Below are 21,656 nucleotides of genomic sequence, written 5' to 3'. Positions count from 1 at the left end.
CCCTCAGGCGTGGCCAGCGTCTCCCGACAGCCGCGCGGGGTCGACGCCGATCAGCTTCAGCGCCTGCTCATAGGTGTGTTCGCCGCCGCCGAAGATCAGCGACGGGTCAGCCGGGCAGTTGAGCCAGCCATTGGCCTGGATCTCATTTTCAAGCTGACCGGCGGCCCAGCCGGCGTAACCGAGCGCCACCAGCGCGTTGCCAGGGCCGTCGCCCCGCGCGATGGCGCGCAGGATATCCACCGTCGCCGTCAGACTGATGTCGTCATCAATTGGCAGGGTTGAATTGTCGATCGAGAAATCCGAGGTGTGCAGCACGAAGCCCCGGCCGGCGTCGACGGGGCCGCCGCGCACCACCCGCACCCTTTCCGAGGCGGACGACAGGCGGATGCTGGTGTCCTTGATGATGTCGAGTTGCAGCAGCAGATCAGCGAGCGACAGGTCCGTCGCCGGCTTGTTGATGATGATGCCCATCGCCCCTTCTTCCGAATGGGCGCAGATGTAGATCACCGAGCGGGCGAAGCGCTCATCCTCCATGGAAGGCATGGCCACCAGCATCTGGCCGTCAAGCCAGACATCTGAATCAGCAGGCGATGGGGCGAACGGTATAGGCATGCCCCTATTGTAAAGGGCATGGCCGCTTTCGCCTACTGGGGATTGCGGTCGGTCAGGCGACCTTTGCAACCCCTGCAACCGCCGGGGCGACGCCGCCATGGCCGGGCGCGGATGACATCGGGCGCGTCCCGTCCTATTCATGCACTGCGCCTGCAGCGGCCCGCGCGTCGCGCGGGAGCGTTTTCAGACAAGCTGCGTATTGTTTCGCGTGGCGAGACGCGTGTTCGCGACTGTTGCGGCGCATGCGCCAGAACGACACAAACCTCTGACGATAAAGACTTATCCGGGAGTTACCATGACGATCCAAGTCGGCGACCGCCTTCCGCAAGCCACCTTCCGCGTCATGACCGCCGAAGGTCCGGCGGCCAAATCGACGGATGACCTGTTCGCCGGCCGCCGGGTCATCCTGTTCGCCGTTCCCGGCGCCTTCACGCCCACCTGTCACCGCAACCACATGCCCGGCTTCGTCACCCACGCGGCTGAACTCAGGGCCAAGGGCGTGGACGCCATTTATGTCACCGCCGTCAACGACGTGTTCGTCATGGACGCCTGGCTGAAGGCCAGCGGCGCTGAAGGCAAGGTCGAGGGCCTGTCGGACGGCAACGCCGATTTCGCCAGGGCGATTGGCCTGACCATGGACGGCTCGGGTTTCGGCCTCGGCGTCCGCTCGCAGCGTTATTCCATGGTGGTGAAGGACGGCGTGGTCGAGCAGCTCAATGTGGAGGCTGTCTCCGGCAAGGCCGACGTCTCGACCGCCGAGCATCTGCTCAACAACCTGTAAGACTGCTCCCAGGCGGGGCGGAGCGCTGCCTCGCCTGTCCTGCGCGCCTGCCCTGGAACCCCAGGTTCAGGCCGCCTTGTAGGGCGCCATGCCCTGACGGGCCAGGGCGTCGACACGCTCGTTTTCCGCGTGGCCGGCGTGGCCTTTCACCCAGTGCCAGGCCACGTCGTGCCGCTCCTGCGCCGCATCCAGCCGCCGCCACAAATCCTCGTTCTTCACCGGCTTGCGGTCCGCCGTCTTCCAGCCCTTCGCCTTCCAGCCGCGCAGCCACGAGGTAATGCCGTTGCGCACATACTGGCTGTCGGTCCACAGATCGACGGCGCAGGGCCGGTTCAGCGTCTCCAGCGCCATGATGGCGGCCATCAGCTCCATGCGGTTGTTGGTGGTGAGCGCCTCGCCGCCGCTCAACTCCTTCTCCACGCCGCGAAACATCAGCAGCACGCCCCAGCCGCCCGGGCCCGGGTTGCCGCTGCAGGCGCCGTCCGTGTAGATCGTTACCCGCCCGCTCACGCCGCCAGCCCATAGTCGGACGCTGAAATCACGCCACGGTGGAAGGCCAGCTTGCGGTCATATTCCAGCGGGTCTTTCGGCTTCACCAGCACGCCCGGCGGCACGTTGAGCCAGTCGACCAGCCGCGTCAGCAGAAAGCGCAGCGCCGCGCCCCGGCACAGCAGCGGCAGGGCGGCGACCTCCTCCGGCGTCAGCCGGCGCACGCTCTGGTAGCCGGCCAGCAGCGCCTGACCCTTGGTGAGGTTGAAGGAGCCGTCCGCCTCGAAACACCAGGCGTTGAGGCAGATGGCCACGTCATAGGCCAGGGCGTCGTTGCAGGCGAAGTAGAAGTCGATGACGCCGGACAGCTTCGGGCCGATGAAGAACACGTTGTCGGTGAACAGGTCAGCGTGGATGACGCCCGTGGGCAGCCCCCGGGGCCAGTTCGCCTCCGCCTCGGCCAGGGCCGCGCCGATACGCGCCCCAAGGCCTGGCGCGATATCGTCGGCGCGCCCGGCCGCCGCGTCGAACAGCGGCCGCCAGCCGGCGACGCCCAGCGCGTTAGGACGGCTGAGGGCGAAGCCGTCGGCCGCCTGGTGCAGACCGGCCAGGGCGACGCCCAGCTCGCGGCAATGACCGACGCCGGGTTTGCGCACGGAAACGCCGTCGAGGAACGTGACGATGCAGGCCGGACGTCCCGCCAGCTCGCCCAGAGCCTCGCCGGCGCGGTTTTTCACCGGCAGCGGGCAATTGACGCCGCGCGCCGCCAGGTGCTGCATCAATCCGATGAAGAACGGCAGATCGTCCGGGTTCACCCGCTTTTCGTAAAGGGTGAGGATGAATGAACCGGCTTCGGCGCGCAGCAGGAAGTTGGAGTTCTCGACGCCTTCGGCAATGCCCTTCAGCGACAGCACCGCGCCCATGTCATAGCCAGCGATGAAGTCCGTGAGTTCTTCATCGGCGATCTCGGTGTAAACGGCCACGATTACTCCGTGGGTTCGGCGCGCAGCTCGCGCGGCAGCGGGAAGAAGACGCTTTCATCGGCGGTGGAGACGCTTTCCACATGCACGTCATAGCGCGCGGCGAAGGCGTCGATAATCTCCTCGACCAGCACCTCCGGCGCCGAGGCGCCGGCGGTGACGCCAAGGCTGGCGATATTGCCGAACAGCCCCCAGTCGATGTCCTCCGCCCGCAGGATCAGCCGCGAGACGCGGCAGCCGGCGCGCTCCGCCACCTCCCGCAACCGCTGGGAGTTGGAGGAATTGGGCGAGCCGACGACAATCATCGCCTCCACCTGGGGCGCCACGCGCTTCACCGCCTCCTGGCGGTTGGTGGTGGCGTAGCAGATGTCTTCCTTGTGCGGCCCCACCACGTCCGGGAAGCGCGTCTTCAACGCCTCGACGATCTGCTGGGTGTCATCGACGGAGAGCGTCGTCTGGGTGACGTAGGCCAGGCTGGCGGCGAGGGCCGGATCAATCCGCGCCACGTCCTCCACCGTCTCCACCAGGGTGATGCTGCCGGGCGGCAACTGCCCCATGGTGCCGATGACTTCCGGATGACCGGCGTGACCGATCAGGATGATGTGCCGGCCGCGCCGCCGGTGCACCTCGGCCTCGCGATGCACCTTGGTGACCAGCGGACAGGTGGCGTCGATAGCGAAGAAATTGCGCGTCGCCGCCTCGTCCGGCACCGATTTCGGCACGCCATGGGCGGAGAAGATCACCGGCGCCCGGGTGTCGGGAATCTCGGACAGCTCGTCGACGAAGATCGCGCCCTTGCGGCGCAGGCTCTCCACCACATACTTGTTGTGGACGATCTCGTGCCGCACATAAACCGGCGGGCCGTAGACGGCCAGCGCCTTCTCCACCGCGTCGATGGCCCGCACCACGCCGGCGCAAAAGCCGCGCGGCGCGCAGATCAGCACGTCGAGGCGCGGCCTGGCCGCCGCGCTGGCCGCCGCAACGGCGTGGTCGTCCGGTTTGGGGCCGGTCATGTGTGCAGTCCCTGAAGTGCGTGCGCCGTGGCGTGGCGGGAAACAACGCCGCCCCGTCCGTTCTGCTGAAAGGCTTTAGCCCATTGGCGGCGCGCGGTCACCCTTGCCCAACGCGATGTGGCCGCCCCGTCGCGACCTGTCAAGAACGGCGCCGACGCGCGGGCCGCCATGCTTTTGGTGTTGGGGACGATGGGCATGCGATGGCATAAACAGGGACCCGCTGAACCGCCTCCCTGCTTCGCCAGGCGCCCCGGACGACAGAACGGACCTGATGACCGACCCCGCAAGCCACACCAGCTTCATCGAGCCCATCCTCGTTTTCTGTGGCGCCGCCGCCGTCGCCGTGCCGCTGTTCCGGCGCATCGGCCTCGGCTCCATCATCGGCTACCTGGTGGCGGGCGTCGTCATCGGTCCCTGGGGCCTGCAGCTGGTGTCCGAGCCGGAAGCCATTCGCGGCGTCGCTGAATTCGGCGTCGTTCTCCTGCTGTTCATCATCGGGCTGGAGCTGAAGGTGTCCAGCCTGTGGTCGATGCGGCGCGACATCTTTGGCCTCGGCGCGGCGCAACTGCTGTTGTGCGGCGCGGCCCTGGCGGCGGGCGCCTGGTTCGTCGGCTACGGACCGAAGGAGGCGACCGTCGCCGGCATGGCGCTTGGTCTTTCCGCCACCGCCATCGCCCTTGGCATTCTTGGTGAGCGCGGTGAAACCCGCGCGCCCTATGGCCAGCGCACCTTCGCCGTGCTGCTGTTCCAGGACCTGTCGATCGTCCCCATCCTCGCCATCGTGCCGCTGATGGCCAATGTCACCTCGCCCGAGACCCATGCGATGTCGGCGCAGCTGATGTCCATCGGCATGGCCCTGGGGGGCATCCTGCTCATCGTGCTGGTGGGCCGTTACCTGCTGAACCCGATCTTCCGCATCCTCGCCGCCAGCGGCGCCCGCGAGGTGATGACCGCCGCCGCCCTGCTGGTGGCGCTGGGCGCGGCGGTGTTGATGGAGCACGTCGGCCTCTCCATGGCCATGGGCGCGTTCCTGGCTGGCGTGCTGCTGGCCGAATCGAACTTCCGCCACCAGCTCGAGGCCGATATCGAGCCGTTCCGCGGTCTGCTGCTCGGCCTGTTCTTCATGAGCGTCGGCATGTCGATCAATCTTGGCCTGGTGGGGGAGAACGCCCTGCCGCTGGCCCTCGCCGCCATCGCCATGGTAGCGGTGAAGATCGGCCTCGTCTCCGGTCTGGCCCGCGCTTCCGGTTCGCCCTGGCGTGATTCGCTGCGCATCGGCGCCCTGCTGGCCACGGCGGGCGAATTTGCCTTCGTGCTGTTTCCCACCGCCCAGGGGCTTGGCCTGCTGACCCCCGATCACGCCCAGATGCTGATTTCACTCGCCGCATTGTCGATGCTGCTGGCGCCGATCGCCGCCAAGGCCATCGATGCGGCGCTGCTGCGCCGGCCCGTCGCCGACGGGGATGTCGACGCCTCCGATCTGGACAATGGCGAAACCGCCAGCGGCGGCGTCATCGTCATCGGTTTCGGCCGTTTCGGCCAGGTGGTCAATCAGGTGCTGCTCGCCGGCAACGCCGACGTGACGGTCATCGACCACAATGTCGAGCGCATCCGCCAGGCCAGCAGCTTTGGCTTCAAGGTGTTCTATGGCGACGGCGCCCGCACCGACGTGCTGCACGCCGCTGGCGCCGGGCGGGCGGCCGTCCTCTGCATCTGCGTCGATCACGCCGAAACGGCGACGCTGATCGCCGAGCTGGCGCACGCCGAATTCCCGCACGCGCGCACCATCGTCCGCGCCATTGACCGCGAGCACGCCATCGCCCTGATGAAACTGCCGGTGGACTACCAGATCCGCGATACGTTCAAGTCGGCGCTCAGCCTGGGCCGGGCGACGCTGGAAACCCTGGGGATGGACTTCGAGCAGGCTGAAACCGTGGAGGAAGACGTGCGCAAACGCGACGTCGCCCGCCTCGTCCTGCAAAGCGAACAGGGTTTCATGAGCGGCCTGGAGCTGCTGCACGGTTCATCGATCCGGCCGGAGCCCCTGTCGCGCCCGCGCAAGCGCTCGCGGGCGCTGAACGCCGAAACCCGGGGCCTCCTCGACGCCAGCGACGCCGACGACGACTGGGGCGCTGGCGACGACCCCTCGCTGCTGGGCTCCCGGGGCTCCCTCGGGATCTGACGGCGGCCGGCGCCCCGCATGGCGTCGGCCGGCTCGTCCAGGACGCGCGCGCTCCGCGAACGCCAGCGTTGCTTTTTCAGCAAACCGGGAAAAACCGGAAACCCAAAAAAGGCCGCCCGGAACATCCGGGCGGCCATGATCCGCAGCGGGCCTCAGGCGGCTGCGCCTGCCGTCAGTCCGCCTGACGCTCGCGCGCCACCGCCCGATAGCCGATGTCGCGACGGCAAAAGCCCTGGGGCCAGTCGATCCGGTCCACCGCCTCATAGGCGCGCCGCTGGGCTTCCGTCACCGTGGCGCCGCGCGCCGTCACCGCCAGCACGCGCCCGCCGGCGGCCGTCAGGGCGCCGTCGACCGTCTTCGTGCCCGCGTGGAACACCATCACGTCCGGGCCCCCGGCCGCGTCAACCCCACGGATCACCGAGCCGGCCTGGACCGCGCCGGGATAGCCGTCCGCCGCCATCACCACCGTCAGCGCCGCTTCGTCCGACCAGGCAAGCTGCTCCGGCGGCAGCGCGTCGAGGCGGCCGTCGATGGCGGCCAGCATCACCTGCACCAGATCGCCGCGGAAACGTAGCATCAGCACCTGACACTCCGGGTCGCCGAAACGCGCGTTGTATTCGATCAGCTTCGGCCCTTCGGCGGTGAGGATCACGCCGGCGTAAAGCACGCCCACATAGGGCGTTCCCCGCGCCGCCATGCCCGCCACCGTCGGCGCGATGATGCGGTCCATGATCTGCTGGTGAACCTCCGCGGTCACCACCGGCGCCGGCGAGTAGGCGCCCATGCCGCCGGTGTTCGGGCCGCGATCGCCGTCGAATACCCGCTTGTGATCCTGGGCGTCGCCAAAGGGAATGAAGGATTTTCCGTCAGTGATGGCGAAGACGCTGGCCTCCTCGCCGCTCATGAACTCTTCGACGACGACCGCCGCCCCCGCCTGGCCCAGCCCGCCGCCGAACATCATGTCCAGCGCATCCTCGGCCTGGGGGAGCGTCTCGGCCACCACCACGCCCTTGCCGGCCGCGAGGCCATCGGCCTTGATGACGATCGGCGCGCCCTTCTTGCGCACATAAGCGCGGGCCGCGGCCAGATCCTCGAACCGGGCGAACGCGGCGGTGGGGATGGCGTATTCCGCGCACAGCTCCTTGGTGAAGCCCTTGGAGCCTTCCAGCTGCGCGGCCGCGCTGCGCGGGCCGAAAGCCTTGATGCCCGCGGCGGCGAGATCATCGACGAGGCCAGCGACCAGCGGCGCTTCCGGGCCAACAACCACCAGCCCGACGTCGTGGGCGCGGCAGAAGTCGGTCACCGCCGCATGGTTGCTCACGTCGAGCGCGATGTTCTCGCCAAGCGTCGCCGTGCCCGGATTGCCAGGCGCGATGAAAAGCTTGTCGCATGAGGGGGATGCAGCCAACTTCCACGCCAGCGCATGTTCGCGGCCGCCCGAGCCAATGAGCAGGATATTCATGGCCGCGCTTATAAAGAAACTGCCGGATAATGAATAGCGCTCGCGCGCTCCGCCCCACGCGATTCTCCGCGCCCACGCGGTTCATTCCCATAGGGCCCATATGGTTCCCTGCGGTGGTTCATGCCATGGCGGTTCTTGTCCTGGCGGCGACCGCACATCCCTCCCCCTTGTCGCATGCGCCGGCCCGGAGCCGATGTGCCGGGCCACACCTACGGATATGGACCATCTGTCCATCATCCCAGGAAGCAGGATTGCTTTCGGGGAACGACATGAACGTGATCAGGACGGCCGGCTCCATCATCTTCGCAACGCCGATTGGCTGGGCGCTGATCGTCATCGCCATTATCGTGGCGGCCAGGATATAGGGCTGGAAACCCGTTGATGCTGAAGGAATTGCAGAGCGATCAGGAAGGGTGCTCCCGCCCCATCCGTTCCGGGCCACGTCCGTGGAACGACAAGGAGCGCGGCAAGGAGCGCGGCCAAAGGGCGTGAAAAGAGGGCGTGAAAAGGGGCGCGGAAACGCCGCCTGGCTCCCCGCTCATCCCTTGCAGACCGGCTCCTCGCAATCGCGCATGGCGGCGATGATGCGGCCCAGGGTTTTGGGGCCGGGATATCCCTGAATGCCGACGCCGCCGGTGATGAACGACGGCGTCGCCGACATGCCCAGCGACGCGGCGAGTTTCATCTGCGCCTGCAACGCCTGGACGGTCTTTTCGTCATCGGCGGCGCGCTGGACATTGGCGAAGGTCGCGCCGTTTTTCTTGCCTTCCGTGGTTTCGCTGCGCCGCCCGTCCATCACCACCCGGGCGGCGGCCAGCGCCGCGGCGCCGTCGGCGCGGCCCTTGCGCGAGAACATTGCCCGGTAAAAATCATAGGCAACCTGCGGCCCCATGGTTCGCAGCAGCGCCATCTCCACTTTCGCGGCCTGGGCCGAGGCGGGCGAGAGGATCGGATTGTTCATGAAGCCGACGCGCACATCGTCCGCATCCGCCATCAACGCATGCAGGTCGCGCGCCGTCGCGTGGCACCACGGGCAGTTATAATCGTAAACTTCAATGATGGTGACGTCCGGCTGGGCGGCGCCCATCCAGAACATCCCGGGCAGACGCTCGATCTCAGAGGTCAGCTCCACCGGCAGCCGCATGTTGGGCAACGGCGCCCCGTCCCGGTCCTTCAGGTCGTACCAGTGATCCGCCCCCTGGCCGCTTGTCTGGCCGCTTGCCTGGGCCCGCGCGCCTACAGCGAAAAGCGCCCCCAGCCCCCCGAGCAACGCTGTCCGCCGGCTCACCCACATCATCACGTCAAACCCTTCCAGCACGCCCAATCGCCCGGTCGATACACAAAACGTCTATGCACAGGACAATGCGGCGTGGTCGTGTCGCGCACAACCATGGCCGGTCATCATGGTTTTCAGTTGCGCAACAGGCGGCGGCCGCCGCCCAAACTCTGGAGGTTTCCATGCCAGACGCCACACCAGCGAAACTCGCCATCGACTATGTGGAGTTTTCCTCGCCCGACGTCGCCGCCACCACGGCTTTCTTCACCAACGCCTTCGGTTGGAATTTCGTCGATTATGGTCCGGATTATCAGGCGCTTGATGGCGCCGGACTTGACGGCGGCGTCGCCCGGGCCAGCCTTGCGCCGCCGCTGGTGATCCTGAAAACCGACGATCTCGAAGCCGCCCTGGCCCGGGTAAAAGCCGCCGGCGGCGTCGTCACCGCGGATATCTTTGACTTCCCCGGCGGCCGTCGTTTCCAGTTCCGCGAACCCGGCGGAACCGAACTCGCCGTCTGGTCCGCGACCTGACCGGCGCAACGCGCGCCGGCGCGGCTGTCACAACCCGATGATCGCCGCCGCCTACCAGTGCGGCGGCTTCGTTACCGGCGTATCCGGCGCGGTCTGCTCTTCCAGCAGCAGGAAGCGGCTGGTCAGCGCGTTCAGCTTTTTGCCCAGCTGATCAATGGTTTTCCACTGCTCAGCCAGCACCGACGACAGATCCTCGATGGTTTTCTCCTGCTCGGCGATGCGGATTTCAAGCTCGGTCAGGCGTTCTTCGCCAGTCATGGCCGCGTTTCCTCAATGCAGGGCTGACGGGCGCGGAACCGGAAGCTGGCTCCCCGCCACGCCCTGACCCATATATGCGCCGGCCCACGCGGCCAAGATCAGCGCCTGAAGATCAGCGCCTGAAGATCAAGGCCATCAAAGACCAGCGCCATTCCCGCCGGATTCTGCCGGGCGCGGCGGCGACGCCCTGCCGGCGCGTTGCCCTCCGGGAGCCGCAGCGTCCAACCGGAGATCGCGTTGAAGCTCCTTGTTACTGCCGACGGGATCAGTCCAGCGTCGCCAGCAATCCGGCAAACAGTCTCCCCCGGGTCGCCAGCGAACTCACCACGATGTGTTCGTTCAGCGTATGGGCGTTGGCGCCCAGGGCGCCGAGGCCGTCGAGGGTGGGAATGCCCATGGCGCCGGTGAAATTGCCGTCCGAGCCGCCGCCCTGGCTGGCGTGCGGCAGGTCGAAACCAAGATCGGCGGCGATGGCTTTCGCCCGCTCGTACAGCGCCATGCCGCAGGCGTCCGGCTCCCACACCGGCCGGGTGACGCCGCGAGTCACGGTGAAACGGGCGCCGTCGCTCTCCCCGCTCATCGCCAGCATGGCGGCGACGCCGGCGTCCAGATCCGCCTGCCGGCGCGCCATGCTCAGCGCCTGGCCAGTGCAGGCGGACGGCACGCAATTCACCCATTCGCCACCGTTGATGACGCCGACGCTGAAGGTGCAATCGCGCGTGGTCATCGCCTCGATGTCGAGAATCCGCCGGGCCATTTCGCGAATCGCCGAGCGGCCGGCGGAGAGCTGGGCGCCGGCGTGGCTGGGGCGTCCCTCGGCGTGCAGATTGAAGCGGGCGATGGCGTAACGCCCTGTCACCACGCCATTATCGGTCAGCGACGGCTCCGGCACGAGCACATAGCGGTTACGCGCCGCCTCCTGCTCGACCAGTTCGCGGGCGCTGGGCGTGCCCACTTCCTCATCCGGCGTGAACAGCACCGTCACCGGCAGCGGCGTCTGCCAGCCGGCGCGGGCGAGCTGGCGAATCGCCTCCAGCGCCAGGTAGTTGCCGCTCTTCATGTCCATGATGCCCGGGCCGTAGCAGATGTCGCCCTCGCGCCGCACCGGCAGGCGCTGCAACGTCCCCAGCGGGTGCACCGTATCGAAATGGCCGGCGATCAGAACGCCAGGCTCGCCGAAGCGCGGATGCGGAAACCGCGCCCGGACACACCCGGCGAAACCCATCCGGCCGGGAATTCGCTCGATGGTCGCCCCCATCGCCGCCAGATCAATGCTGGCCAGGTCCAGCATGGCGTTGACGGCGGCGGCGTCGTGGGTGGGGCTTTCGCACATGACCCATGGAATCAGGCCCTGCAGCATGGTTTCAGCGTCGAACGGCAATCCGGCGAAGTTCACGGCGTTTCTCCCTGCTGTTTCCGGGCGCGCCCGGCTGCCCAACCATGGCGCGTCGCACCCCGCGTTGCCAAGACGCTTTACCAGGACGCTTTGCCAGGACGTGTCGCCAGGCGCTTCGCCAGCCGGGGCTGTCAGGCGGGGCTGTCAGGCGGGGCGCCGCCAGAGCGAAAGGCTGGCCGTCAGCCCCCAGGTATTCGCCGCCGCACCTTGCGTATTCGCGACCCCAATACCTGCCGCCTGCGCCGCCTATGCCAAAAGTCTTGGTTGCGATCGCAACGGAATCCGCTACTCCAGAATCGTCGACCAGGCCCCCCTTTTGGGGCGTCGTGGTCGTGATTCCGACACAGCGGGCAGCCGCCTGCCGTAGAAAAACATATAAATACAGTAACTTGACGCCCGTCTCCGGCGCAACCGCCCGGAGCCTCGTTCAGGGAGGCGACCATGCAGGGCCTGTTGGTTCTGAGCAGGGGCATCGATCAGCTCAGCCGCTGGCTGGGCTATGTGGCGAGCTGGCTGGTGCTGCTCAGCGTGCTCATCAGCGCCGGCAACGCTACGGTGCGCTACCTGTTCCACTACAGCTCGAACGGCTGGCTCGAAATCCAGTGGTACATGTTCGGCGCCATGGTGCTGTTTGGCGCATCATGGACCCTCGCCTGCAACGAGCATGTGCGCGTCGACGTGATTTACGGCTCGGTGTCGCAGCGGGCGCGACTGTGGATCGACGCCATCGGCCTGACGGTGTTTCTGCTGCCGGTCACCATATTTCTCACCATTATCTGCTGGCGTTTTTTTCTCACCTCCTGGTTCTCGGGCGAATATTCGCTGAACGCCGGCGGCCTGATCCTGTGGCCGGCAAAGCTGGTTTTGCCCGCCGGCTTCTTTCTGCTGACGCTGCAGGGCGTCTCCGAACTGATCAAACGCGCAGCGGCGCTGCGCGGCCTGACGGACATCGACACCAATTACGAAAAACCGCTGCAATAACAGCGCAACCGATGCCGGCAAGGCGGGGTCAGGGAGGTCCGAACCATGTTCGCATACGGGGTGCTGCCGCCGCTGATGTTCGCCGGCATGATCTGTTTCATGCTGCTTGGTTTCCCGGTGGCGTTCTCGTTGTCGGCCGTGGGGCTGGCGTTTGGCGTGCTGGGCATCTTCACCGGGCATTTCACGCCGGATTTCCTCACCGCCCTGCCGCTGCGCTTCTTCGGCATCATCTCCAACGACCTGCTGCTGGCGATTCCGTTCTTCACCTTCATGGGCGCGATTCTGGAGCGCTGCGGCCTGGCGGAGGATTTGCTGGAGGGCACAGGCAAGCTGTTCGGGGCCATTCCTGGCGGCCTCGCCTATGCGGTGATCGTCGTCGGCGCCATTCTCGGCGCCATCACCGGCACCGTGGCCGCTTCGGTGATCGCCATGGGGGTCATCTCGCTGCCGGTGATGATGCGCTACGGCTACGACATGCGCGTGGCCACCGGCGTCATCGCCGCCTCCGGCACCATCACCCAGCTGATCCCGCCGTCGCTGGTGCTGGTGATCCTTGCCGACCAGCTCGGCAAATCAGTCGGCGACATGTATCTGGGCGCCATCGGCCCCTCGCTGCTCCAGGTGGCGATTTTCATCCTCTACATCGTGGCGCTGTCGTTTCTGCGTCCCGGCGCCATGCCGCCGCTGCCACCGGAGGCGCGCGGCGAGCTGAACCGCGCCCTGGTCTTCCGGGTGCTGTGGGGCATGATCCCCTCGATCGTGCTGATCTTCCTGGTGCTGGGCACCATCTTCCTCGGCCTCGCCACGCCGACGGAAGCCGGCGCAATGGGCGCGGTCGGCGCGCTGGTTCTGGCGGCGCTGCACCGGCGGCTGACCTGGAAACTGTGCTGGGAGGGCATGGAGAACACCATGCGCCTCACCGCCATGGTGGTGTTCATCCTGATCGGCTCCACCTGCTTCAGCCTTGTTTTCCAGGGCATGGACGGCGGCCGCTGGATTGAGCACATGCTGTCGCACCTGCCTGGCGGTCAGATCGGCTTCCTGATCTTCGTCAACATCTTCATCTTCATCCTGGCGTTCTTCCTCGACTTCTTCGAGATCGCCTTCATCGTCATTCCGCTGCTGGCGCCGGTGGCGGCCAAGCTGGACATCAACCTGATCTGGTTCGGCGTGCTGATCTGCGTCAACATGCAAACCAGCTTCATGCACCCGCCCTTCGGCTTCGCCCTGTTCTACCTGCGCGGCATCGCGCCCAAGGCGGTGAAAAGCTCTGACATCTACTGGGGCTCGATCCCCTGGGTGATCATGCAGCTGATCCTGGTGGCCATCGTGATCTTCTGGCCCAATTCCGTCACCTACTGGCTGGAGGACGTGAAGAAGATCGACGACAAGGCGGTGGAGGAGCAGTTCCGCAATCTCGGCGGCGCTCCCGCCCCGGGCCTCCCTGGCGCCCCCGGCCTTCCCGGCGCGCCAGGCGCTCCGGCCGCCCCAGGCGGACTCGGCGGCTTTGGCGGCCCGCCGGATGTTGGCGCGCCGAAATTCTGAGGCGCCAGCGACTGCCGGAAGCCGGCCGCCCATAACGGCGGGACGCAGGCCCGGCCGGCAGCCCTCCCACCGCGCGATGACGCGACTTGCTCCCGCCATCTGCGTCTGTTGTTGTGTCCCCGCCTGACCTGGAGGCGCGCCAACCCGGAGACACGTCCCATGCAGCCTGTCGTGGAAACACCGTCCGCAGCGCCGGCGCCGCAACGCCTGGTTCTGTCGCAGTGGCCAACGCCCGCCGGCATGGCGCTGCTGATCTGCGATGAAACCGGCGCCCTGCGGGTGTTCGACTGGGAAGGCTATGACGGGCGCATGCGCCGGCTGCTGGCGCGCCATTACGGCCCCATCGAACCCGAAACCGGCGCGACGCCGCCGGACCTCGCCCATGCGCTCGACGCCTATTTCGGCGGCGACATCGCGGCCATCGACGCCATCCGCGTCGCCACCAACGGCACGCCGTTCCAGCGCCGGGTGTGGGCGGGCCTACGGCTGATTCCCGCCGGAGAAACCCGCAGTTATGGCCAGCTGGCGGCGATGATCGGCGCCCCGCCCACGGCGGTGCGGGCGGTGGGCCTCGCCAACGGCGCCAACCCCATCGGCGTCGTCGTGCCCTGCCACCGGGTGATCGGCGCCGATGGTTCACTCACCGGCTACGCCGGCGGCCTCGCCCGCAAACGCTGGCTGTTGACCCACGAAGGCGCAGGCTTCAGCGACAAACCAAAACGCGGCGACAAAAAAGCGGGAGACCCCCTGTCGGCGCTGCCCCTGTTCGCCATGCTGAGCGAACCTGGATAAAGCGGGACGTATTCACGCTGCCGTCAGCGCGTCGCCCGCCGCCATGGGGCGCCGCCCCAAAACGTCATGGCCGGGCTTGCCCCGGCCATCCACGCCTTTTCACGCCGCGCATCTGCCGCGCGGCAGGTCAGCCTGCTCCAGCCGGAGCGCGCCGACCACAACGTCGCGACGGCTCGCGGCCAGACGCTCCGCGTCAACCTCAGTACAGCAAACGCGCCCGGATGGTGCCGTCGATGCCGCGCAGATCGCCCAGCGCCGCCGTCTTGTGATCGCCATCGCCTTCCGCGTCGAGCACCACATAGCCGATATCGCCCGAGGTCTGCAGATACTGGGCCGAGACATTCAGCTTGTGGCTGGAGAACACCTCGTTGATTCGCAGCATCACGCCGGGAACGTTGCGGTGCACGTGGATGAAGCGGGCGCCGCGCGGGGTTGGCGGCAGTTGCACCTGGGGGAAGTTCACGGCGCCGAGCGTCGAGCCCACGTCGGAATACTCCACCAACTTGCGCGCCACCTCGGCGCCAATGCGCTCCTGCGCCTCCTGGGTCGAGCCGCCAATGTGCGGCGTCAGGATGACGTTGGGCAGCCCCTGCAATGGCGAGACGAACGCCTCCCTGTTGGAGCCCGGCTCCACCGGGAACACATCGATGGCTGCGCCGGCCAGATGCCCGTCGCTGAGGGCGGCGGCCAGGGCGTCGATGTCCACCACCTTGCCGCGGGCGTTGTTGATGAGGTAGGCGCCCGGCTTCATGGCGCGGATTTCCGCTTCGCCGATCATGTTGCGGGTGGCCGGCGTGTCGGGCACGTGCAGGGAAACCACGTCGCTCTGCCCCAGCAGTTCCTGCAGGGTTTCCACCGGCTCGGTGTTGCCGTAGCGCAGGCGGTCGGTCTGGTCGTGGTAGATCACCCGCATGCCCAGCGCTTCGCCGAGGTGCGACAGCTGGCTGCCGATATTGCCGTAACCGACGATGCCCAGGGTCTTGCCGCGCACCTCATAGCTGCCGGTGGCCGACTTGTCCCATTTGCCGGCGTGCGCGCCGGTCGAGCGCTCCGGGATGCGGCGCATCAGCATGATGATCTCGCCGATGGTCAGTTCCGCCACCGAGCGGGTGTTGGAGAACGGCGCGTTGAACACCGGCACGCCCCGGGCCGCGGCGGCCGGCAGGTTCACCTGGTTGGTGCCGACGCTGAAGCAGCCGATGGCGATGAGCCGGTCGGCGGCGCCGATCACCTCGGCGGTGAGCTGGGTGCGTGAGCGGACGCCGACGAGGCGCACGCCTTCCAGCGCCTTGCGCAGGTCCTCGCCGTCGAGCGCCGTGGTCAGCCGCTCCAGATTGGTGTAGCCGGCGGCGCGCATCAGATCGACCGCCGTGTCGCTGATCCCCTCCAGCAACAGGACGCGAATCTTGTCTTTGGCGAGGGACAACTGGCGGGACATGGGCTCGTCTCCTGGGCGATGCGTGAGGGACGCAAGAATAAGGCGCGCCATTGGGGGCGCGTTGGCTGAATAGCACCCTGGCGACAAAAATTCCCGGAATTTTGTCGCGGCGCGCGCCCGGCGCCTTCCATAGCCGGGCGCGCGCCCGGTTTGCGGGCTGTTCAGGGCGCCGTCCGGCCAGCTACAATGGCCGCCATGGCTCCGCCCCGCATCCCCAGAACCTCCTCACGCGCCCCCCGCTCCAGCCCGTCGGCCGACGACAGCCTGTTCAGCGTTGCTCCCCCGGCGGATGGCGGCTCGAACGCCCACGAATGGACCGTCTCCAGCCTGTCCGGCGCCATGAAGCGGACGCTGGAGGACCAGTTCGGTCATGTGCGCCTGCGCGGCGAGGTCAGCGGCTATCGCGGCCCGCATGCGTCTGGCCATTGCTATTTCTGCCTGAAGGACGATGGGGCCCGCATTGATGCGGTGATCTGGAAGGGCGTGTTCGGGCGGCTGCGCGTGCGCCCTGAGGAAGGCATGGAGGTGATCGCCACCGGGCGCGTCACCACCTTCCCCGGCCAGTCCAAATACCAGATCGTCGTGGAGCATCTGGAGCCGGCCGGCGTCGGCGCGCTCATGGCCCTGCTGGAAGAGCGGCGGCGCAAGCTGGCGGCGGAGGGGCTGTTCGATGAAGCGCGCAAACAGATTCCGCCATTCCTGCCCCGGGTGATCGGCGTCATCACCTCGCCCACCGGGGCGGTGATCCGCGACATCCTGCACCGGCTGGAAGATCGCTTTCCCCGCCGCGTCATCGTCTGGCCCGTGCGGGTGCAGGGCGACGGCAGCGCCGCCGGGGTCGCCGCCGCCATCCATGGCTTCAACGCCCTGCCGGAAGGGCCGCCGGACGCGGCGTTGCCACGGCCGGACGTGCTGATCGTCGCCCGCGGCGGCGGCTCGCTGGAAGATCTGTGGGGCTTCAACGACGAGGCGGTGGTGCGCGCCGCCGCTGACAGCATGATTCCGCTGGTCTCGGCCGTCGGCCACGAAACCGACTGGACGCTGATCGACCACGCCGCCGACCTGCGCGCGCCCACCCCTACGGCCGCCGCCGAAAAGGTGGTGCCGGTGCGCATGGAGCTGCTGGCGCAACTCGGCGACCTCACCCGCCGTCATCACGCCGCCGCCAGCCGGCTGTCGCGCCATCGCCACGACGCGCTGCGCGCCCTCGCCCGCGCCCTGCCGCGCCCCCAGGCGGCGCTGGAAGGGCCCCGGCAACGGCTCGATCTGGCCGCGACTCGGCTGACCTCCGCCAGCGCCCGCCAGATCGACGCCGCCAGCCGCAGGCTCGGCCGCGCCGCCACCGCTCTGGCGCGCCATTCGCCATGGGCGGAGCTGCGGGCGCGGCGGGCGCGGTTTGACGCCTTCGCCGGCCGGCTCACCCCGGCCTGGACCGTGGTGGAGCGCCAGCGCCGCGCCAGGCTGGAAAACCTGGAGCAGATGCTGCGCAGCCTCAGCTACAAGGGCGTGCTGGCGCGCGGCTTCGCCCTTGTGCGCACCCTGGAGGGCGCCCCGGTGCGCAGCGTCAGCGGCGCCCCGCCCGGCGCGCGGCTGGAGATGCAGTTCGTTGACGGCGCCGTGCAGGCGACAGTTCCTGATGGCGGCGGGGCTCCGCCGGCCGGACGCCGCCGCCGCGCCCGCAAGGCGGCGGACGATGACACGCCGCTGCTGGACCTGTAAGAAAGGCGCAAACGTTTTCTCACGCGGCCAGCCGCACGGAGCAGGACATGGACAGGTTGAACGCCGGCCAGAACGAAGCGAAGCTGCATTATGAATCCGGCGATTATCGCGTGATCCGCCCGGGCGATTTCGTCCGCTGCGCCGTGACCGGCGCGCCAATTCCGCTGGATGAACTGCATTACTGGAGCGCCGAGCGCCAGGAGGCCTATCTGTCGCCGGCCGAGGTGCTGAAAGCGCACAAGCTCAAGCTCGGCCCTCAATAAAGCCAGAACTCCGGCGGCTGCCCGACGGCTGGGCGCCCGTCACGCCCGTGCGCACCGCCCCTCCTGCAAGGCGCTTGCCCCACGACAGAGGCGCGTTCCAGAACAGGCGCGTTCCAGAACAGACCTGCGTTCCAGGGCGGACACGCCCGGCGGCGGGTTGCCTTCTGCCGACAATCTGCCAGAACCAGCCTCCCGCGCCGCCCACACCCACCCGTCATGGCCTGGCTTGCCCCCACCCTCCACGAAAGCCGCGCGCTGGCAAAGCGGCGCGCCGCGTCAGCGCCGGTGCGTGGGCGCCCGCAACATGAGCGGGCCTGACGTAAGAGAACCAGGAAGCGCGGTGAGCAGGACCAGAGGCGCGTGAGCAGGTCTGACGCGCGGGGCTGGACCTGCAACACAAGCTGGGCAGGCTCGCCGGCGCTTATCTGGCCAGCACCTTGGCGAGCAAGGCGTCCAGCGCGCCATCATCCGCGAAAGTCAGCGTCACCGGCAGAACCGTCATCTGCGCCAGCACCGGCGCCAGGCTGGCGTCGCCGGCCATGCGCGCCGCGTCCTTGGCGGTGGTGACCAGCGTCAGGCCCTCCCGGGCGGCGCGGGCCGCCAGCGGCGCCAGATCGGCCGGCCGGTAAGGGTGGTGATCGCCAAAAGCGGCGAGATCGACCACCTCGGCTCCAATTTCCCTCAAGGTGGCGACGAATTTTTCTGGCCGGCCAATGCCCGCAAGCGCCAGCACCCGCCGCCCGGTCAACCGCGCGGCGACGGCCGCATCCGGCCGCAGCGACGCCCGCAACGCCGGCTTGCCGCGCGCCTGCGCCTCACGGGCGATCGCCTGCCCCGCGTCGCCGGCCCCGATCACCACCACCGCATGCACGGCCGGCCATTGCGCCGATAGCGGCGCCCGCAACGGTCCCGCTGGCAAAACGCGGCCATTGCCCACGCCGACGGCGCCGTCGACGACAGCGAGGGCCAGATCCTTGTGCAACGCCGGATTTTGCAAACCGTCATCAAGGATGATCACATCAGCCCCCGCCCCGACAGCGGCGCGGGCGCCCGCCAGTCGGTCGCGGGCGACAAAAGTTGGCGCCGCCGCCGCCAGCAGCAGCGGCTCATCGCCGGCAAGGCGCGCGTCATGCACGGCGGGATCAATCTGCGTGACCGCGCCCTGACGGGAGAGCGCGCCGCCATAGCCGCGACTGACGAAGGCCGGGCGCAGGCCGCGCCGCGCCAGATGGGCGGCGAGGCTGATGGCGGCAGGGGTTTTTCCCGCGCCGCCGGCGACGAAATTGCCCACGCAGATCACCGGCGCGCCGACGCGCGCGCCTGGCCGCGCCATGCGCCGCGCCGTCACGCCGCCATAGACGGCGGCGGCCGGAGCCAGCAGCGCCATGGCGAGGCGCGCCGTGAGGCCAGGATCGCGCTGCTGCCAGAAGCCCGGCGCGCGCATCAGAGCCGCTCCAGCTCCATTTGCAGGATGTAAGGCTCGATCGCCTGCAAGGTCCGCTCCAGCGCCCCGCCGTAGCGATCAACCACGCCGGCGGCGGCCCGCGTCATCTCGCGTCCCCGGGCGGCGTCCTGCAACAGCGTCGCGATGGCCTCCGCCAGTTCATCGGCGTCGGTGACCGGCATGGCCCCGCCGGCGCCGTCGAACGCCGCATAGACGTCGTTGAAATTGTGCACGTGCGGCCCATGCAGGATCGGCGTGCGCAGCTTGGCCGGCTCGATGGGGTTGTGCCCGCCGTGATTGAGCAGCGAACCGCCGATGAAAGCGACCTGGGCGAGGCGGAAATACAGGCCGAGCTCCCCCATCACGTCGACGATGTAAATCTCTGTGGCGGAGCCTGGCGCATAGCCCTCGGAGCGCAACATCGCCTCCAGCCCCTCCTCCTCCGCCATGCGCGCCACATCCTCGGCGCGATGCGGATGGCGGGGCGCGATGAAGGTCAGCAGATCCGGCCAGCGCTCCTTCAGCTGCATGTGCACATAACAGGCGATTTCATCTTCCACGCCATGGGTGCTGGCCGCGAGCCAGACCGGCCGGCCGCTCACCTGCCCCTGCATCAGCGCCAGCGTCTGGGTGTCGGCGGGCGGGGCTGGCGCATCGAATTTCAGGTTGCCGGCGATGGTGACGCGCGGCGCGCCAAGGCGGGCGAGACGCTCGGCGTCGGCCGGCGTCTGGGTCAGGGCGACGTCAATGCAGCCGAGCAGCGCCCGCGCGGTTTTGGGCGCCCGCTGCCAGCGCCGGAACGACCGCTCCGACATGCGACCGTTGACGAGGATCAGCGGCACCCCCCGCTTTTCCAGCGCCACGATCATGTTCGGCCACAGCTCGGATTCCGCCACCAGCGCCAGGTCCGGCTGCCAGTGATCGAGAAAACGGCGGATGTAGCGCGGCGTGTCCAGCGGCGCGAACTGGTGAAAAGCGCCCGGCGGCAAACGTTCGGCCAGCACGCCGGCCGAGGTCACGGTGCCGGAGGTGACCAGCACGGTGAAGCCGCGCTGGGTCAGCCGCTCGATGATCGGCAGGATGGAGATGGTTTCGCCTACGCTGGCCCCATGCAGCCAGGCCAGGCGGCCCGCCGGACGCGGCGCGTTCGCCACGCCGCGCCGCTCGGCGATGCGTTCGCCGTCCTCCTTGCCGCGCCGGCGGCGCGCCGCCAGCAGCAGGGGCGCGAAGGGCTCGGCAAGGGACATGGCGGCGCGATACAGGCGCAGGGTCAGCGGCGTACCGGTCATGACGATGGCTCTCCTGCGCGGGTGTCGGCGCCCGCGGGCGGCTGGGCTCCCGGCGGTTTTTTGGCGCCCGGGTCTGGCGTTCCCACCAGGGCGTAGGCGCGCGCGTGGGCCGCATCCAGCCCCTGCTCGACGGCGAGCCGCGCCGCCTCCATGGCGGTCTCATCGGCGTCTGGCGGCACGTGGACCGGCTCGCCGATGACGATGGCGCCGCGCCCGAACGGCAGGCCAATCGAGGCGTGGTCCCAGCTGTTGAAATCGATGCGACGGCTGCTCACCACGGCCACCGGGCACACCGGCCGGCCGGACATGCGGGCCAGCGCCACGATCCCTGGCCCGCAGACGCGGGAAACCTTGGGCACGTCGGCGGTCATCACCACCATTTCGCCGCCGGCCAGCGCCCGGCTCATGGCGATCAGCGCCCGCACGCCGCCCTTGTCGCGGATCTGGCTGGCCTTGCGCGCGCCGGAGCCGCGAATGGCCCGCACCCCAAGATGGCGCAGGGCGATGGCGTTGAACTCGCCGTCGCCCGAGCGCGACACCAGCGCCGCCGCCGGGTCCTGCCGGCGTTTGGCGAACGTCACCATGAAATGCTGCCCGTGCCACATGGCCGCGATCACCGGCATCTGCGGACCGACCCGGTCATAAATGTCAGGCGGGTCCATCTGGAACCGGGTCGTCGCCTGGACGAGGTCGAGATAGCGCGCAAGCAGGAATCCAAGCGTTTCCTGCACCGCCCGCGACCGCCCAATGCGTTTGACAAGACCCATTCCGCAAATTTCCGGCCGTGTTGCGGCCCTGCTGGCGTCCGCGCCGGCGAAGCCGCGACGCTTTACCGGGCCGGGCGCGGAAACCGCGCCGAATCGCCATGGTACAGCATGATCGGTCGTCGCGACCCTCGCCACGCCCAAACACGAGACGTCAGGGAACTGGGGCGCCTGCCCGGTTCCGGCTGATATTCAGGCGAACGCGACCAGCCATGGCGACGTTCATGAACGCCCGTGCCGGCGACCACCCCGAAATGAACCGCGGCGGCATCCGCGTCCAGACGCGAACGCCGCCCCTCACGCGCCGAGAAGGCGCGCGGCTTCAGATCACTGAAAATGACATGGAATGCAAGGACTTTGCGCGAATCCGCGCCATTGGCCCGCCAGTTAACCTTGCCCTGCGGGTTTCGGGGAAAACCGCCCGGAGCGCCTTTCCCCGAAG

The 21,656-nt window shown here is 68.3% G+C and carries 20 protein-coding genes; 8 read left to right on the top strand and 12 right to left on the bottom strand.

Annotated features, from left to right (window positions below; translation table 11 throughout):
- Positions 1-3 precede the first annotated feature (3 nt).
- On the bottom strand, positions 4-612 hold the full coding sequence (locus EV666_RS01945; RefSeq protein WP_132002152.1) for a YqgE/AlgH family protein: 609 nt from the start codon (positions 610-612) through the stop codon (positions 4-6).
- 295 nt (positions 613-907) lie between these two features.
- Here EV666_RS01945 and EV666_RS01940 point away from each other — a divergent pair, with 295 nt between their 5' ends.
- Positions 908-1,393: a peroxiredoxin gene (locus EV666_RS01940; RefSeq protein WP_132002149.1), complete on the top strand. Its 486-nt coding sequence runs from the start codon at positions 908-910 to the stop codon at positions 1,391-1,393.
- Positions 1,394-1,459: 66 nt separating this feature from the next.
- Here EV666_RS01940 and rnhA read toward each other — a convergent pair whose 3' ends face one another.
- The 3 genes from rnhA to ispH are packed head-to-tail and all read right to left on the bottom strand — an operon-like array spanning position 1,460 to position 3,875.
- Positions 1,460-1,903, bottom strand: a complete 444-nt coding sequence (gene rnhA / locus EV666_RS01935) for a ribonuclease HI (protein WP_132002146.1) — start codon at positions 1,901-1,903, stop codon at positions 1,460-1,462.
- Positions 1,900-2,865 carry a homoserine kinase gene (thrB, locus tag EV666_RS01930; protein ID WP_132002143.1) on the bottom strand — a complete coding sequence of 322 codons (966 nt, stop codon included), beginning with the start codon at positions 2,863-2,865 and terminating at the stop codon, positions 1,900-1,902. The genes rnhA and thrB overlap by 4 nt, the downstream gene beginning before the upstream one ends.
- 2 nt (positions 2,866-2,867) lie before the next feature.
- Positions 2,868-3,875 carry a 4-hydroxy-3-methylbut-2-enyl diphosphate reductase gene (gene ispH, locus EV666_RS01925; protein WP_132002140.1) on the bottom strand — a complete coding sequence of 336 codons (1,008 nt, stop codon included), beginning with the start codon at positions 3,873-3,875 and terminating at the stop codon, positions 2,868-2,870.
- A gap of 271 nt (positions 3,876-4,146) precedes the next feature.
- On the opposite strand from ispH, the gene EV666_RS01920 reads away from it, so the two are divergent.
- Positions 4,147-6,057, top strand: coding sequence for a monovalent cation:proton antiporter-2 (CPA2) family protein (locus EV666_RS01920; RefSeq protein WP_132002137.1), 1,911 nt, complete (start codon positions 4,147-4,149; stop codon positions 6,055-6,057).
- A 172-nt stretch (positions 6,058-6,229) separates the two neighbouring features.
- Here the strand turns inward: EV666_RS01920 and purD are convergent, their stop codons facing one another.
- Positions 6,230-7,519 carry a phosphoribosylamine--glycine ligase gene (purD, locus tag EV666_RS01915; RefSeq protein WP_132002134.1) on the bottom strand — a complete coding sequence of 430 codons (1,290 nt, stop codon included), beginning with the start codon at positions 7,517-7,519 and terminating at the stop codon, positions 6,230-6,232.
- Positions 7,520-8,057: 538 nt separating this feature from the next.
- Entirely contained in the window at positions 8,058-8,837 is a 780-nt protein-coding gene (locus EV666_RS01910; RefSeq protein ID WP_132002131.1) for a thioredoxin domain-containing protein, read from the bottom strand.
- A 140-nt stretch (positions 8,838-8,977) separates the two neighbouring features.
- Here EV666_RS01910 and EV666_RS01905 point away from each other — a divergent pair, with 140 nt between their 5' ends.
- On the top strand, positions 8,978-9,325 hold the full coding sequence (locus EV666_RS01905; RefSeq protein WP_132002128.1) for a VOC family protein: 348 nt from the start codon (positions 8,978-8,980) through the stop codon (positions 9,323-9,325).
- Between the two features lie 51 nt (positions 9,326-9,376).
- Here the strand turns inward: EV666_RS01905 and EV666_RS01900 are convergent, their stop codons facing one another.
- Together EV666_RS01900 and EV666_RS01895 are read right to left on the bottom strand one after the other, a co-directional pair.
- Positions 9,377-9,583: a SlyX family protein gene (locus tag EV666_RS01900; protein WP_132002125.1), complete on the bottom strand. Its 207-nt coding sequence runs from the start codon at positions 9,581-9,583 to the stop codon at positions 9,377-9,379.
- A gap of 265 nt (positions 9,584-9,848) precedes the next feature.
- The gene (locus tag EV666_RS01895) at positions 9,849-10,979 is read right to left on the bottom strand and encodes a M20/M25/M40 family metallo-hydrolase (protein ID WP_132002122.1); all 1,131 of its coding nucleotides are present in this window, start codon (positions 10,977-10,979) and stop codon (positions 9,849-9,851) included.
- Positions 10,980-11,420: 441 nt separating this feature from the next.
- Between EV666_RS01895 and EV666_RS01890 the strand changes: the two genes are divergently transcribed.
- The 3 genes from EV666_RS01890 to EV666_RS01880 all read left to right on the top strand — a co-directional run bounded on the left by EV666_RS01890 (position 11,421) and on the right by EV666_RS01880 (position 14,297).
- Positions 11,421-11,960, top strand: a complete 540-nt coding sequence (locus EV666_RS01890) for a TRAP transporter small permease subunit (protein ID WP_132002119.1) — start codon at positions 11,421-11,423, stop codon at positions 11,958-11,960.
- 45 nt (positions 11,961-12,005) lie between these two features.
- The gene (locus EV666_RS01885) at positions 12,006-13,505 is read left to right on the top strand and encodes a TRAP transporter large permease (RefSeq protein WP_132002116.1); all 1,500 of its coding nucleotides are present in this window, start codon (positions 12,006-12,008) and stop codon (positions 13,503-13,505) included.
- Positions 13,506-13,664: 159 nt separating this feature from the next.
- On the top strand, positions 13,665-14,297 hold the full coding sequence (locus tag EV666_RS01880; protein ID WP_132002113.1) for a methylated-DNA--[protein]-cysteine S-methyltransferase: 633 nt from the start codon (positions 13,665-13,667) through the stop codon (positions 14,295-14,297).
- A 199-nt stretch (positions 14,298-14,496) separates the two neighbouring features.
- On the opposite strand, the gene serA is transcribed toward EV666_RS01880, so the two are convergent.
- Positions 14,497-15,735, bottom strand: a complete 1,239-nt coding sequence (gene serA, locus EV666_RS01875) for a phosphoglycerate dehydrogenase (protein WP_132002110.1) — start codon at positions 15,733-15,735, stop codon at positions 14,497-14,499.
- Positions 15,736-15,921: 186 nt separating this feature from the next.
- On the opposite strand from serA, the gene xseA reads away from it, so the two are divergent.
- Together xseA and EV666_RS01865 are read left to right on the top strand one after the other, a co-directional pair.
- On the top strand, positions 15,922-17,454 hold the full coding sequence (gene xseA / locus EV666_RS01870; protein WP_132002107.1) for an exodeoxyribonuclease VII large subunit: 1,533 nt from the start codon (positions 15,922-15,924) through the stop codon (positions 17,452-17,454).
- Positions 17,455-17,501: 47 nt separating this feature from the next.
- Positions 17,502-17,717: a DUF2093 domain-containing protein gene (locus EV666_RS01865; protein WP_132002104.1), complete on the top strand. Its 216-nt coding sequence runs from the start codon at positions 17,502-17,504 to the stop codon at positions 17,715-17,717.
- A gap of 421 nt (positions 17,718-18,138) precedes the next feature.
- Here the strand turns inward: EV666_RS01865 and lpxK are convergent, their stop codons facing one another.
- Genes lpxK through EV666_RS01850 form a run of 3 tightly spaced genes read right to left on the bottom strand, consistent with a single transcriptional unit; the run spans position 18,139 to position 21,217 of the window.
- Positions 18,139-19,161 carry a tetraacyldisaccharide 4'-kinase gene (gene lpxK, locus EV666_RS01860; protein WP_132002101.1) on the bottom strand — a complete coding sequence of 341 codons (1,023 nt, stop codon included), beginning with the start codon at positions 19,159-19,161 and terminating at the stop codon, positions 18,139-18,141.
- Positions 19,161-20,450: a 3-deoxy-D-manno-octulosonic acid transferase gene (locus EV666_RS01855; protein WP_132002098.1), complete on the bottom strand. Its 1,290-nt coding sequence runs from the start codon at positions 20,448-20,450 to the stop codon at positions 19,161-19,163. Before EV666_RS01855 ends, lpxK begins: the two co-directional genes overlap by 1 nt.
- On the bottom strand, positions 20,447-21,217 hold the full coding sequence (locus tag EV666_RS01850) for a lysophospholipid acyltransferase family protein (RefSeq protein ID WP_132002095.1): 771 nt from the start codon (positions 21,215-21,217) through the stop codon (positions 20,447-20,449). Before EV666_RS01850 ends, EV666_RS01855 begins: the two co-directional genes overlap by 4 nt.
- Positions 21,218-21,656 lie beyond the last annotated feature (439 nt).

Source organism: Camelimonas lactis (assembly GCF_004342915.1).
Lineage (GTDB): Bacteria > Pseudomonadota > Alphaproteobacteria > Rhizobiales > Beijerinckiaceae > Camelimonas > Camelimonas lactis.
Note: the sequence above shows the minus strand (reverse complement) of the source record. Positions and strands in the feature narration are given on the sequence as shown.